Here is a 13,165-nt window from a genome sequence, read left to right on the forward strand (position 1 = left end):
AAGACCGCTCGTAGCGTTACTCCGGGTGTGCGATCAACTGCTTGGCCAGGGCTTCAAATGCCGGAATGGTTACCGGATCGTTGGCCGCATTGCCGGCGATCGGATTGGAGGCATAACGTACGATCACCATCTCGGCTTTGGGATCGATATAGATCCGCTGGCCGTATACCCCACGCGCCATAAAGGCACCGTCCGGGTTATGGGTGACCCACCACATGTTGCGATAGCTGCCGCCCTTGAGCAGGTCATAACCGGCTTTGGCGAAGGCGGCTTTATCACCACCGGCACGGATATCATCGACCACGGCCTTGGGCACAATCTGCTGGCCCAGGTACTGACCATCATTGCGGATCATCTCGCCAAACCGCGCCAGATCACGCAACCCGGTGTTCAACCCGCCGCCAGCAAATGGAGTACCGATGGAGTCGACGGTGAAGTAGGCATCCTGTTCAGCACCCAGGCGTTGCCAGATTCTTTCAGACATCAGTTGCGCAACGTTACGCCCTGTCACCCGGGCAATTACCCAGCCCAGGACATCGGTATTGACGGTTTTATAAGCAAAGGCCTGGCCGTGTTCGCCCAGCGGTTTGACGGTCAGCAAAAACTCCATATACGTGCGCGGGCCGGTGTAGTCCTTGGGTTTTGGCAGTGGGCTGCCCGCTGCCGAGTGTTGCCAGACTTCAGCATTCGGGTCGGCATAGTCTTCGCTGTATTTAAGCCCGGTGGTCATGTCCAGCACCTGGCGCAGGGTGGCGTTGCCAAAAGCAGATGTGGCCAGTTCCGGAACATAGTCCGCGACTTTTTTATTGGCATCCAGAGTGCCATCGGCCACCAGCATGGCACCCATGGTCCCGACCACCGATTTGGTGACCGACATGGCGCCGTGCTGACCCTCGGGGTTGAGCACACCGAAGTAACGCTCGTAGACCACTTGCCCGCGATGCAGTACCACGATGCCATCGGTGTAATTGGCCGCCAGGGACTGTTCCCAGGTCATTGGCTGTTGGCTGCCCAGGGGCACAAAGGTCAGCTTGTCGATATCACTGCGCAACGCCCGAGCCAGCGGCACCGGTGCTCCCAAGCCACGGGATACATTGGTGGTAGGCATCAGTTGGCGGAAGTTGGAAACGCTCCAGCGCATTGCCGGAAAATTGAAATAACTGCCATCGGCAAAACGCACGATACGATCGGCCGGTGGTGGCGCGCCGACCATCCAGCCCATAGTCTTGGGATCGCTGGCGGCGGCATCGGGGTAAGTGGTTTTGTCGGCTGCGCAGGCAATGGAAGCTGCCAGGCACGAGAGTAAAAAAACCGCACCGGTGCGGGCGGGATTCAGAAGATGCTTAAACATGCATACGCCTCAGTAAAGGAACGAGACTCGGGCCAACAACAGAACTGAATGTTCCTTTTCAATTCCTGGCCGCGCATCACCTTGCGGCATGCCGGCTACTTTGCATAGCTTGAATCTGATCCGGGAGCCGGCAGCTACAGGTCCTGGGTCTGCATGGGCGATTTATATTTTTATTTCCCCGATCAGAGCTTCCAGTTGGTGAAAGTCGCTATGGATATTTCTTTTTTTGCGCCAGATCATATCCAGCGTAAAGGTCGGAAAACCTGCAGGGGGGTTAAGAATTTTTATCTGCGGCGGTATGGGCAACGTCGGCAATATTTTTTTCGGAATCGCGATCAGTGACGGAACCGACAATAAAATATTGACCCCGGCGTGGTAAGAATTGGCGCGGGTAACTATTTTTCTGCTGCGTGCCTGCTTGCCCAGCCAATCATCCACCATGTTTTTTTCCGATAACCATGGCGTTGGAAATACCTGGGGTGTTTCACAGAATTCATCAATATTCAGTGTCGTTTTCGGCTGATGCTTTTGCACACTGGATAAGCACACAAAAGAATCTTCACTGATGCTTCGATAGTCCAAAAGCGGATGACGCTGGTGATAGCCCGCGCCGAAACCGAAACATACATCGGTCTCCCCTTCCAGTACCCCATTGATCGGTAAATCTTCACCCAGGCGGCTCACACCCAATGACCAGTTACGCCCTGCCGAACGGACTGACTGCAAGAGCGCGGGCAGCATCAATATTTCGAAATACTCGGGGGCAGTGATGTTCCACTGCCGGGTCGCCGATGTCTGGGCAACCCCCTCTTTGGCGCACTGGTTAATGCACTGGACAATATTTTGCAGGTAAGGCTGCATGGCCAATACCCGCGCGGTGGGCTGCATGGCGCCTTCGCAGCTTTCAAATAATTTGTCGTCGAAACAATTGCGCAGTTTTTTCAGGCTGTAACTGATGCTCGACTGACTCAAGTTGAGTATTTCCGAGACCCGCTTGGCGCTGCGGTTTTCAATCAGCAACAAAACAATCGAAATGTCCTGCATATCCAATTGCTTCAGTGCGTTGGTATAAAGCATGTCGACTCCCTGACGGTGTAATCCTCGTGCCAAAAACAACTCAACCCGTATTGCCGGTCAAGTGGGCTATACCAATTATTACACAATAAAGTGCCGGATCGCTTGTGGCGTGCAACTGCCGGCGGTGAAAGAAATCAACCTGATTGATGCCTGCCTTTGTTGCCCGAATAGAAGACAGTCGCGATAATTCATATATTTCTTTTTCCGGCATCTGCGATCACCCGGAGAAACGTGAGTTCTAGAGATGCACATAATAGAGCTGTTCCTCCAAGCCTTTAAGCTGGCAAGTTTATAATAAACTTCAGCCCCCCCTATAACTACTCATTAGAGCGGGCCGAGCATGATGGCAAGGCAACTATTAGCAGGCGCCATATACAAATATTGTTCAAGTTATTGATCGATACCCTCGCCCCCGAAGAGCTCTGTACTTTGAAAACTGTTTGCGGGCTCTTGAAGCAGGTCTTCGTTTTTAGTTGTGGCTTCAATCGATCGATCCAGATAACTGGCGCCTGCGCCAACAGGATGAGTGTTGTCAATAAAGTAACGACCGCGTGTTCCTGTGTCACGAAGGCCAGAGTAATTGATGCGGGATTCCTGGCCCAAAACAACTGTCTCCAGCGGCGGCTGGATATCCATGCAGGCCCTGTCTTCGCGATCGATGCGAACAGCCCCGGGCGCGGGCATGGAGCCATGGCGACAATCTTCTGGAGCACTTGCCAGCCGTCGGATGACGCAGGCAGAACCCGTGCTGCAACGGGTGAAGGTGCAGACTGGTTTGCAGTTGCTCAGGTTTTCGCTTCCCGGCGGCCTTGGCAAGGAACGGCACGACCGGATCCGCCTCGACGAGGAACCGTTCGCCACCCCGGGTTTGTGCGGGCTGGCGTATTCGATGACAGAAAAGCGTCATCCGGAGCATGGCTGGCCGGGAGGGTGAGGCCAGGATTCAGCACAGCTCAGGACTTGTTTTTGAAAATCCTTAAGTGGAAAGTTTTCATTTGATCAATTAAAGTAACTCACAAGTTTTAAAAAGCGTTTTTACCTCATCGTTAATCAGGATGATGAAAGCCAACCCCGAGACTGCAGCGGTGGGACTTGAAGGATCTAACATGAACAAGAAATCTACGCGGCTAACCATATTGATTGATACTCCAACCAAGGAAAAACTGGAGGCCCTCTCCGAGATGGCTGATCTCACGGTCTCGCAGATCCTTAGAAAGCTAATCAAGAATCATCTGAATACTCTCGAGGTGCCTAATAACCTGCCACCTGGAGAGCCAAGCAATGTAAGCTCACATATAATCAATTAGTATTAAGTCTTTGACTAATCCTAAAGTATTATGTTGCTGCCTCATCTATAACTAAATGATTAATAGTGGATGCTGGCCGCTGGTTATATGATGCCCGACCTGTGTGATTTTATAGTCCGCCTGCCCGCTAGAGCGCTGTCCTGCAGGACAAAATAACTTTATTTCAGTCAGCACTCTGTCGTCATCTGACGTTGATAATGGATTTGATTATGTCTTTGATACAGCAACTCCAGGCCTGTCATGCATTGTTAAGCGAATCCACTGCAGACCTCGGTGACCCCAGCGCTGCAGCCGAGCCTTGTACATTATTTTTTTCTATCAGTGACGGTACACAGCGGGCCCGGGTATTCCACGTCAGCGCCGACACGTTTGAAAATGCGTGGAGCGCCGGCCTGCTGAACCTTGCACAGCAGCCGCAGGAGCGCCAGTGGTTAAGGGTTGAACGCGCCGTCAACATCATGCCGCTGTCGTGGGCTCAATTTCAGGAACGCCTCAAGCGCCACAAACGTAACTACTTCAGATACGGCATGGCCTTCGACCCAGCCCTGGTCACCGCCATCACCGAACAGGAAATCAACGCCAACGCCATTCTTTACGGTGGCCCCAACGTTCCTCTTGCCTCGTTCAACATAAACAATTATCTGATTTATGCGAAAAGACGCTTTAGCCATTCAGTCGCTCAAGTCGCGGCCATGCAAGCACAGTCGGACTCTCAAACCCCGGTTTACCTGTTCCAGACTCAAGCTGTGTTTTGTGCCGAAGACGGCAAAGCCCATGCGCTGAGCAGCAGCGGGCCAGATGTCGGCCGACGACGCCTCAGCGGGTTACTGAGCGCGGCCGAAATCAAGGACAAGGTAACGACAGCCTCGGATTTTCTCGGCCGTCAGGTCAAGGACAGCGGGCAGTTCATCTATGGCCAGTTCCCGTGCTTCGATCGTACGATCCAGAACTACAACACGCTGCGACACGCCAGCACCACCTATTCGATGATCGAGGCCTGGGAGCTGACCGCAGATGATGCGCTTGAAGCATCAATACGTCGCTCCCTTGGCTATCTCACCGAACAGCTGATCAAGCACTACACCTTGCCCGATGGCAGCGCGGCAGCGTTCCTGGTGGATGAGGGAGATGAGATCAAACTGGGCGGCAATGCGGTCTGCCTGCTGGCGCTGGTCAAGTTCAGCGAGGTCACCGGCACCCGCGACTATCTGCCGCTACTGACAGCCCTGGCCAATGGCATCAGCTGGATGCAAGACCCCTTCACGGGCGGCTTCAATCATGTCTTGCATGCCAAGGATCTGAGCGTCAAAGCCCCGTTCCGGATCATCTATTACGACGGTGAAGCCGCATTCGGGCTGATGCGTCTTTATGGCTTGAGCGGTGACGAGCGCTGGCTGAATGTGGTGGAAAAAGCCTTCGATTATTTCATTGCCAAAGAACACTGGCGCGAGCATGACCATTGGTTGAGCTACTGCGTCAATGAGCTGACCCGCCACCGTCCGGAAGAAAAGTATTTCCGTTTCGGCTTGAACAACGTGACGGACTATCTGGACTTTGTCCTGTTGCGCATCACCACCTTCCCGACCTTGCTTGAGCTCATGATGGCCGCCCAGCAGATGCTGCAGCGAATCAGCCAGGAACCGTCGCTGCGCCATCTGCTCAACGAAGTCGATCTGGACAAGTTCTATCGCGCGCTGCACTACCGCGCCGGCCATTTACTGAATGGGTATTTCTGGCCGGAAACTGCCATGTTCTTTCGCAATCCTGAGCGCATCGTCGGCTCGTTTTTCATCCGCCACCACGCGTTCCGGGTGCGCATCGATGATGTGGAGCACTACCTCTCCGGGTTCATTGCGTACCACCGCTACCTGCTTGATGGTGCACCACAAGTCCAGTACGAGCTGCCGGTGGCCAATGGCTGGCGCTGGGATGCAGAAAGTGTTGCACAAGCCACTGGCGGCTCCTGGGCAATAGCTCCCGAGGCCGGTTGGCAAGCAACAGGCCTGGCTCCATCCATGGCTTACTTCAAACCGCATCGCATGCTGAACCGCCCTGAAAGCAAGATCGGGATCAATGAAGCACGACTGGCGCGTCTCTGGGCCAAAGCTGACGTAGCACAACGCCCGTCAGCTTTCATTTGTTCCGACCCGACACCCTACCTGAACGCCGGATTACCTGTGCTGCAAGTCCCGGACACGGCTGACGCCATGCTGCAACTGGGGCGCTACGCCCGGCAGGCATTTACAGGCCAGGTATTCGGGGTCACGGGCAGTGCCGGCAAAACCACCGTGGTCGCCATGCTTACCCATGCCTTGCAAACACTGGGTACCGTGGCGCAAACCGACGGCAATGCCAACCTGCCCCATGGCATCGCCTGGAACATGGCCTGCATGACCGACCCGGCTCAATTCTGGGTACTGGAAATGGCCGTGGGCAGGATGCCGATCAATTCGGATCTGGTTCGGCCTCACGTCGCAGTCGTCACCAGCCTGTCGCCTGCGCACCTGGAATACCACGGCACCCTGGAGAACCTGGCGCGCAAGAAAAGTGCGATTTTCAGATCCATGGCGCCGGGCAGCCACGCTGTGCTGAACCGCGATATGCCTTATTTCCAGGTATTCGCTCAAGCAGCCGAGCGGGCGCAATTGACGGTGCTCAGCTATGGCGAACACCCACACGCCGATCTGCGGATGATCGAGTGCAAGAGCATGCCGTCACACTTTCAGATCACTGCCAGCCTGCAGGGGACGACGGTGCGCTTCAACCTTCGCGCACGCGGTCGGCACATGGTGCTTAATGCCCTGTCGGTACTGGCGTCGCTGGTTGCCGCGGGCCTGCCGACAGCCGAAGCACTGAGTGCGCTGGAGACATTCGAGGCCGTTTCCGGTCGTGGCAATACACTGCAAATCCCCTGCGCAGACGGTGATTACCATCTGATTAACGATGCCTACAATGCCAACCCTGGCTCCATGGTGGCTTCGTTGAAGATGCTCGCCGAATTACCCGTCCCGGCCAATCAGCGGGTTGCGGTTCTGGGGGATATGCTTGAGCTCGGCCCGGATACGTCGCGCTATCACCTTGAGCTGGCGGAATATCTTGTCGCCGCCTCTCCTCGACACACCGTGCTTTGCGGGCCGCAGATGCATGCGCTTTACATGCACTTGCGCGACCAGTCGAGTGTTGTGTGGTTTGAGGACATCAAGGCGCTGCAGGTCAAACTGCCAGAGCAGGCTGCGCATTGGTTCCGTGCAGGGGACTGGGTGCTGGTAAAAAGCTCGGGCGGTACCGGCCTCTCGGAACTGGTCGAATCGCTCACGCGCACCGGGCAGTCTGCAACGGCCTGACTGGCAGCGCGCCGCTCGACATTCAATTGCTGGCGATGAAGGGCGTTTTCACTGTGTGAACGCAGCGTTCCTGGAAGCATCGCCAGCAAGCCCGCTTCTGGCACAGGCGGAAGCAGTCTTGAGGGCAATGTCGTTGCGCAGTTGATGGTTAGCCGGCGCAATGGCCGGTGCCTCGATCAACCGTGCCGTGTGCCCGGCATCTTTTAGCGCCTGGTAAAACTTTTTCTGCAACTCAAAAGGTGCAACCTGATCGCCGGGATTGCCGATCACATACAGCGGCCGGGCAGCCACCCTGGAAATGCCGCTGATATGCTCCAGGGGATCGTAGGGGTTGAACAAACCATTGGTGTCGCGCCCGTCACGGGCAGGCAGACCTTTGGTTTGACGAATCATGCGGGCTCGCTCGAGCAAGCCGAAAGCGCCCGACGTCATGACCGCGCATTTCACGTCCGTACGCCCCAGTGTCAACAGAGATGCAACCACCGTTGCCCCACCGCTGTGCCCCAGCAACACAAACTGCCCGATGCCATAACGCTTGCGCAATTGGTCGAGCGCAACCGCCAATGCCTGAAACTCACTGGCCTGACGCCGCTGCCCGTGGTTACCGCTGGAGCCGTAGGTGCCCGGACGCGCCACTATCACCACCGGCACGCCGGCTCGCCGGGTCAGCGTGGCGGCCTGCTTGTCTTTGGCCGTGAGGGTGTTGCCCGCTATGGCTTCGGGTGGGCGGTGCATTTCGATGTTCCGGTCACCATGAAACATTACGATCACTACCGGAGCATGCTCTAGCGGCGAAGAACTGAAGTAGCGGATACAGGCCTTGCCGCTGACAAACTCGACCCACAAAGCCGAGTCCGGGTCGACACAGGACGCCTGGTTGGCCGCAGTGTTCCACAGCAACGGGACGTCATCCGTGCCCAGCGCCCATGCCGGCGAGCAGGCCAGAACTGCCAGGCAAAGCAGTAACCGCGAAACAACCATCGCCCACCTCCGACTAGCGTTCGCGCAATGCTTCACGCGCACGGTTCATGGGTTTGATCAAATAATCGAGCACGGTTTTACGGCCCGTCTTGATGTCTGCCGCGGCAATCATTCCCGGTACGATGGCAAACGCCTTGCCGGCCTTGTTGTGAAGTTCATTGTCATTGGTGCGGATAAACACGCGATAGTAGAAGACCTCGGGTTTGACTTCGTCCTGAATGGTATCGGGTGAAATGGTGACCACCTTCCCGTCCATGCTGCCGTAGATGGAGTAGTCATAGGCTGTGATCTTGACCTTGGCATCCTGGTCCGGGTGGATGAACGCGATGTCCCGGGGTGAGATACGGGCTTCGATCAACAACTGGTCATCCATGGGTACGATCTGCATCAACCGGCCATTGGGCGGGATGATGCCGCCGATGGTGGTGACTTCAATGCCTTTCACAATTCCGCGCACCGGTGAGCGCAAGGTTAACCGGGTGACCGAATCGGAGCGGCCCTTGAGTACCGAAGCCAGGGTTTGTACATCGGAGTTGGCCTTGGCCAGTTCTTCGCCGGCGCGCACCATGTATTCGGAACGCGACTGGGTAAGCTTGAGCTCAAGCTCGGACTTCTGGCGTTTCAGGCGCAAGACCTCAACGTTACTCGCCGCACCGACCCGGGCCAGGTTTTCGGTGATTTCCAGTTCACTGCGCACCAGCCCCAGAGAGGCGCGTACTCCGGCCTGAGACTCTTCAAGCCCCTTGCGTCGGGTCTTGTAAAGATCTGTTTCGGCTGCAATCAGCGCCGGATAACCCTTGAGTTCCTCGTCAAACGTCAGGGTTGTGCCGCTCACTTCCGCCTGCAACCGCGCCACACTGGCCAGGGATGAACGGTACTTGGCCGCACTCTCACCCAGGTTGGACTCGGTTTTGGTAGGGTCGAGCCTGGCGAGTACTTCTCCCTGCTTGACGATGTCACCTTCGGCGACATTCAGCTCGGTAACGATACCGCCCTCCAGCGACTGAATAACCTGCTCGCGAGACGACGGGATGACCTTGCCGGTGCCTGTCGACACCTCATCTATTTCAAACAAATAAGCCCATGTACCAAACGCCAGCAGCATCAATGCAACGCACCAGACAATACGTGTAGAGCGCACGACGACTGCGTCATCGAGGCCATCATCGGACTGACTACCGGTACCTCGGGAAGCCCCCGCCATCGGAGTGCCTCCCTGGTGCTGCGAACCCGAAGCACTCGTTTTATTGGACATCTGAACTATCCTTTCGCGCAGTCAATTGCATGGGGCAGCTGGCTCACTGCGGCTGACTCTTGGGTTTTGAAAGTTGGGCAATCGCGTTGTCCTTGGTGTCATCGATCACCACCATGCCGTTGTCGACGACGATGATGCGGTCCACCAGACTCAGTACATTCATACGGTGTGTCGCGATAATCAGCGTGCGCTGCGCGCCCCACTGCGCCAGGTTCTGAATCAGCTTGCGCTCGCTGGCATCGTCCAGTGCAGCAGTAGGCTCATCCAGCAGCACGATCTGCGGCTGGCGAATAATCAGTCGCGACAGCAGCAACGACTGGCGCTGGCCACCGGACAGGCCAAGCCCCCCCTCCAGAATCATATGGTCCATGCCCAACGCAAACTTACCGATGAACTCCAGTGCGCCCGTCAGCGCCAGCGCTTCGAGGATTTCCTTGTCGCCTGCGTGCGGGGCACCCATCGTCAGGTTTTCGCGCAAGGTGCCGTGAAACAGTCTCGAGTTCTGGGTCAACAGGCCCACGTCGCGGCGTATATCGGCCGGGTCGATATGGCTGAGTCCCACACCATCCAGCGTCAGGGAACCTGCGCTGAGGTCGATCATGCCAGCCATCGCCTGCAGCAGCGTTGACTTGCCGGCACCGTTTCGTCCAAGCACTGCGATCCGTTCACCCGGAGCAATCTTCAATGCCTTGACCGTCAAGGCCGGCATGGGTGCCTCTTCGGAATATTTGAACACTGCCTGTTTGAATTCATAAGCGCCACGCACCACGGGCAGGTGTACACGTTTGCTGCCTTCGGCCTGATCGATCGGCAATTTCATGATCCGATGCAAACCCTGCAGGGCCACTTTGGCCTGTTGCCAGCGCGTCATCACCAGAGTGATCTGAGACAAGGGTCCCATCATTCGCGAAGCCAGAATTGACGAGGCCACCAGGCTACCAGTGGTCATATCCCCCAGCATCACCATCGGTGCACCGATGACTACCACCACCGCGAAAACGCCCCCTTGCACGCACTGGGTCCAGGTCATCAGGCCGTTGGTGAGCATCCGCGAACGAAGGCTGGCCTCGGCAGCAGTGGCGTTGTAATGGTTCCATTGCTGCTGAAAACGCGGTTCGGCCTGCAGCATCTTGATGTCGTCCAGGCCTTGCACGGTCTCCACCAGCATGGCGCTGCGCAGCGCGCTCTCACGCATGGACTGGTTAGCCAGCACTGCCAGTTTTTTCTGCGCCAGCAGGCCCGGGATCACCATAAACAACACGGCCCCCAGCGGTACTGCCACCAAAGGTCCGGCAATAAACCAGTAGATCACCACAAACATCAGAAAAAACGGCAGGTCAGCCAAAGCGCTGGCAGTGCTGGAGGTAATCAGCTCACGTAGCTGCTCCAGCTCGCGCAACTGCGAAATAAACGAGCCGGTCGATTTCGGCCGGGCGCTGTTGCGCAGTCGAATGGCATGCCCGAATACCAGATCAGACACCCGTATGTCCGCACGCTTGCCCAACAGGTCGGTGATGCGCACACGCATGACCCGCAGCACAAAATCGAAAAACAACGCCAGCATCACCCCACCGAACAGCACGTAGAGGGTCGGCATCGATTCGGCCGGAATTACCCGGTCGTATACCTGCATCGAAAACAGCACACCGGCAAGGCCCAGGACGTTCGCCGCCAGGGAAGCCAACATGACATGGCCATAGGGACGCATGTCGCGCAAGACGATGTTTTTGAACCAGCTCTTGTCGTAGGGTTTTTCGTAATCATCAACCCGCGAATCCCTGGCCGTCTGGCTGGGCCGCAGAATCAGCGCCTTGCGCGCAGACGCAAGTATCTGGGCACGGCTGATGCGGCTTTGCAGGCCTTGGTCGCCACTGTAGACAATGCCCAGTTCATCGTCGTCGTTGAGGGCCTGCAGCACGCCGATCTGGCCATCGTCAAACTGCAGCACCAGCGGCAGTCGCCTGTTCACCAGCAAATCCTGGCTAAAGTCGACGATCTTCAGGCTCATGCCGGCCTGTCGCGCCATCTGACGCAGTACTTCGTCGACATCTGCGTCCTTGCTCCACTGGGTGGCAATACGCACATTCTGAGCCGAGTAATCCAGGCGATGATGCCGGGCAACAAGTAATATCGCCTCCAGCCAGCCTTCGTAACTGAGTGCGCGAACATCTTCCAGAGTCTGGGGTTCGGTGGCGTTCGGGGTTTCAAGGTTCACTGCGTCATTCATGGTTGAATCTCCACGCCTTGGATCGTGCTGCTATCCAGATTGAACGCCGTACGCAATCCACTGCTGTTATAGAGGCAATCGATTTCCAGGCGGTGCAGATCGGCGGTGGTGTTGGCCCGATCCATGGCGGCCTGGTGGATTTCCTGCTCGGCGTTCAACAAATCGAGTAGCGGCCGCGTACCCAGCTCAAGGTATTGCTGGCGATACAAATCGCGGGTTTCAGAAATGCTGCGTTCACGAAAATCCAGGGTAGTCAGCCGCTGTTCGAGGCTCGACGTTTGATCCTTGGCCTCCAGCAGGCCCTGGCGCACGGCCAGCCGAGCGGCATCATTGGCAGCCTGGGCAGTGCGCAGAGCCTGTCCGGCAGCCGATTTTCGGGCGTTGATGGCTCCCCCCTGATACAGCGGCATTTCAACGTTGAGATAAATACCGTAGCGCGTGCGGTCGCGACCGCCGAGGGTGCCATCGTCATTGTTACTGTCCAGGTATTGGGTAGCCGACGGGTCCAGCGAAACGGTCGGCAACCCTTCGGCCTTGGCCAGGGCAATTTGCGCCAAGGCATCCACCTGTTGAGCCTGGGCGATCAACAGCGAAGGCGTCATCACTTCATCAGCATTGACCCCCTGGCAGGATTGGCTCAATGAAGGCGGTACACCGTTAGAAACACTGACCGATGTTTGTGACCCGAGCAAAGAACTCAGGGTGCTGCGCCACCGGTTATAGAGCGCCGTGTATTGCAGCTGAGTGGCTACGGCCGCCTCAACCCGCGAGCGCGCCTGGATCAAGTCAGAACGGGTGCTGGCCCCCATATCGCTACGCTTTTGCGCCAGATCGGCGATGGCTGTCAGGCCCTTTACCTGCGCCTTGGAAATAACCAGCAACGCCTGATAACGCTGCAACTCGATCACGGCAAAGGCGGTATCGCGCGCCACCTGGTCAATGGCCAACAAAACTGACGCCTGCCGACCACTGAGTTTGGCCTCGGCGCTGTTCACCGCACTGTCCACCTTGCCGAAGTCATACAGCATCTGCGACAGCGACAAGGTAAAGGCCTGGCTTTGACCGTTACCGGTCAGCCCCGAGTCATACCCGGAGTTGAGTCCCGCCCGAATCTGCGGGTAGTAGCCAGCACGAGCCACGGTGACGTAGTCGTTTTGCTGGTAAAGCTGACCGATCGACTCCGAGATGGCGGGATGCCATGCCACGGCCAGTTGAACCGCGCGCGGTAGATCGAGGTTGTCGGGGACTGCATTTCGGGGAGCTGCGGGTTGGCTCGCGCCGAACGAATCGCCCGGTAAATTCTTGCCCACATCTGTTGGGCTGATGATGTTGATGCTTTCAGGTTCATAGTCACGTGTCAGCGCTACGGCCTGTTCTATCGTCAATGGCTGAACGGCAATAGCCAACAAAGCCATATAAAGGAACCCGAACCGATCCTTAGGTTTCAAGTAATACTCCAACTTGGCTTGTGATCAAAAAGAGAAACACTTACACGCCATGCAGATGTTTGAACTTCAGTGACATTCACAGCGTTACTCGAATTCGGTATGCAACGCCCGGGCGGGGCAAAGTGCCCCGCCGGGATCGTTACAGTTGTGAGTTGAAAGGATGAAGGGAAAACGC

At 56.6% G+C, this 13,165-nt stretch carries 10 protein-coding genes; 3 read left to right on the forward strand and 7 right to left on the reverse strand.

Going from position 1 to position 13,165, the window contains the following annotated elements; all coding sequences use genetic code 11:
* Positions 1 to 16: 16 nt before the first annotated feature.
* The 3 genes from JQ845_RS16970 to JQ845_RS16980 all read right to left on the reverse strand — a co-directional run bounded on the left by JQ845_RS16970 (position 17) and on the right by JQ845_RS16980 (position 3,064).
* Positions 17 to 1,351 (reverse strand): serine hydrolase domain-containing protein, encoded by a 1,335-nt coding sequence (locus JQ845_RS16970; protein WP_010657052.1) that lies wholly within the window; start codon positions 1,349 to 1,351, stop codon positions 17 to 19.
* Between the two features lie 162 nt (positions 1,352 to 1,513).
* Positions 1,514 to 2,428 (reverse strand): LysR family transcriptional regulator, encoded by a 915-nt coding sequence (locus JQ845_RS16975; protein ID WP_003438040.1) that lies wholly within the window; start codon positions 2,426 to 2,428, stop codon positions 1,514 to 1,516.
* Positions 2,429 to 2,818: 390 nt separating this feature from the next.
* Positions 2,819 to 3,064 (reverse strand): hypothetical protein, encoded by a 246-nt coding sequence (locus JQ845_RS16980; protein WP_003438038.1) that lies wholly within the window; start codon positions 3,062 to 3,064, stop codon positions 2,819 to 2,821.
* Between JQ845_RS16980 and JQ845_RS16985 the strand changes: the two genes are divergently transcribed.
* The 3 genes from JQ845_RS16985 to JQ845_RS16990 all read left to right on the forward strand — a co-directional run bounded on the left by JQ845_RS16985 (position 3,063) and on the right by JQ845_RS16990 (position 7,079).
* Positions 3,063 to 3,362 carry a hypothetical protein gene (locus JQ845_RS16985; RefSeq protein WP_160626454.1) on the forward strand — a complete coding sequence of 100 codons (300 nt, stop codon included), beginning with the start codon at positions 3,063 to 3,065 and terminating at the stop codon, positions 3,360 to 3,362. The two genes, JQ845_RS16980 and JQ845_RS16985, sit on opposite strands and share 2 nt — an antisense overlap.
* A 172-nt stretch (positions 3,363 to 3,534) precedes the next feature.
* Positions 3,535 to 3,735: a ribbon-helix-helix protein, CopG family gene (locus JQ845_RS23095; protein WP_236010222.1), complete on the forward strand. Its 201-nt coding sequence runs from the start codon at positions 3,535 to 3,537 to the stop codon at positions 3,733 to 3,735.
* A gap of 209 nt (positions 3,736 to 3,944) precedes the next feature.
* The gene (locus JQ845_RS16990) at positions 3,945 to 7,079 is read left to right on the forward strand and encodes a UDP-N-acetylmuramoyl-tripeptide--D-alanyl-D-alanine ligase (RefSeq protein ID WP_203009289.1); all 3,135 of its coding nucleotides are present in this window, start codon (positions 3,945 to 3,947) and stop codon (positions 7,077 to 7,079) included.
* A gap of 48 nt (positions 7,080 to 7,127) precedes the next feature.
* Here JQ845_RS16990 and JQ845_RS16995 read toward each other — a convergent pair whose 3' ends face one another.
* From JQ845_RS16995 to JQ845_RS17010, 4 genes are all read right to left on the reverse strand, one after another.
* Complete coding sequence (locus tag JQ845_RS16995) at positions 7,128 to 8,060, reverse strand: alpha/beta hydrolase family protein (protein ID WP_203009290.1); 933 nt, start codon at positions 8,058 to 8,060, stop codon at positions 7,128 to 7,130.
* A gap of 13 nt (positions 8,061 to 8,073) precedes the next feature.
* Complete coding sequence (locus JQ845_RS17000; RefSeq protein WP_003438031.1) at positions 8,074 to 9,264, reverse strand: HlyD family efflux transporter periplasmic adaptor subunit; 1,191 nt, start codon at positions 9,262 to 9,264, stop codon at positions 8,074 to 8,076.
* Between the two features lie 94 nt (positions 9,265 to 9,358).
* A complete protein-coding gene (locus tag JQ845_RS17005) occupies positions 9,359 to 11,542 on the reverse strand; it encodes a type I secretion system permease/ATPase (protein ID WP_203009291.1) in 2,184 nt (727 codons plus the stop codon).
* Positions 11,539 to 12,957 (reverse strand): TolC family outer membrane protein, encoded by a 1,419-nt coding sequence (locus JQ845_RS17010; protein ID WP_160626458.1) that lies wholly within the window; start codon positions 12,955 to 12,957, stop codon positions 11,539 to 11,541. The genes JQ845_RS17005 and JQ845_RS17010 overlap by 4 nt, the downstream gene beginning before the upstream one ends.
* Between the last annotated feature and the right edge of the window lie 208 nt (positions 12,958 to 13,165).

The organism is Pseudomonas paraversuta (assembly GCF_904063065.1).
Taxonomy (GTDB): domain Bacteria; phylum Pseudomonadota; class Gammaproteobacteria; order Pseudomonadales; family Pseudomonadaceae; genus Aquipseudomonas; species Aquipseudomonas paraversuta.

What these genes read in the sequence shown, in the direction of transcription:
- JQ845_RS16980 (WP_003438038.1), bottom strand. Translation starts at nt 3,064, where the DNA reads ATGGATATCCAGCCGCCGCTGGAGACAGTTGTTTTGGGCCAGGAATCC.
- JQ845_RS16975 (WP_003438040.1), bottom strand. Translation starts at nt 2,428, where the DNA reads ATGCTTTATACCAACGCACTGAAGCAATTGGATATGCAGGACATTTCG.
- JQ845_RS17005 (WP_203009291.1), bottom strand. Translation starts at nt 11,542, where the DNA reads ATGAATGACGCAGTGAACCTTGAAACCCCGAACGCCACCGAACCCCAG.
- JQ845_RS16995 (WP_203009290.1), bottom strand. Translation starts at nt 8,060, where the DNA reads ATGGTTGTTTCGCGGTTACTGCTTTGCCTGGCAGTTCTGGCCTGCTCG.
- JQ845_RS16990 (WP_203009289.1), top strand. Translation starts at nt 3,945, where the DNA reads ATGTCTTTGATACAGCAACTCCAGGCCTGTCATGCATTGTTAAGCGAA.
- JQ845_RS23095 (WP_236010222.1), top strand. Translation starts at nt 3,535, where the DNA reads ATGAACAAGAAATCTACGCGGCTAACCATATTGATTGATACTCCAACC.
- JQ845_RS17000 (WP_003438031.1), bottom strand. Translation starts at nt 9,264, where the DNA reads ATGGCGGGGGCTTCCCGAGGTACCGGTAGTCAGTCCGATGATGGCCTC.
- JQ845_RS16970 (WP_010657052.1), bottom strand. Translation starts at nt 1,351, where the DNA reads ATGTTTAAGCATCTTCTGAATCCCGCCCGCACCGGTGCGGTTTTTTTA.
- JQ845_RS16985 (WP_160626454.1), top strand. Translation starts at nt 3,063, where the DNA reads ATGCAGGCCCTGTCTTCGCGATCGATGCGAACAGCCCCGGGCGCGGGC.
- JQ845_RS17010 (WP_160626458.1), bottom strand. Translation starts at nt 12,957, where the DNA reads ATGGCTTTGTTGGCTATTGCCGTTCAGCCATTGACGATAGAACAGGCC.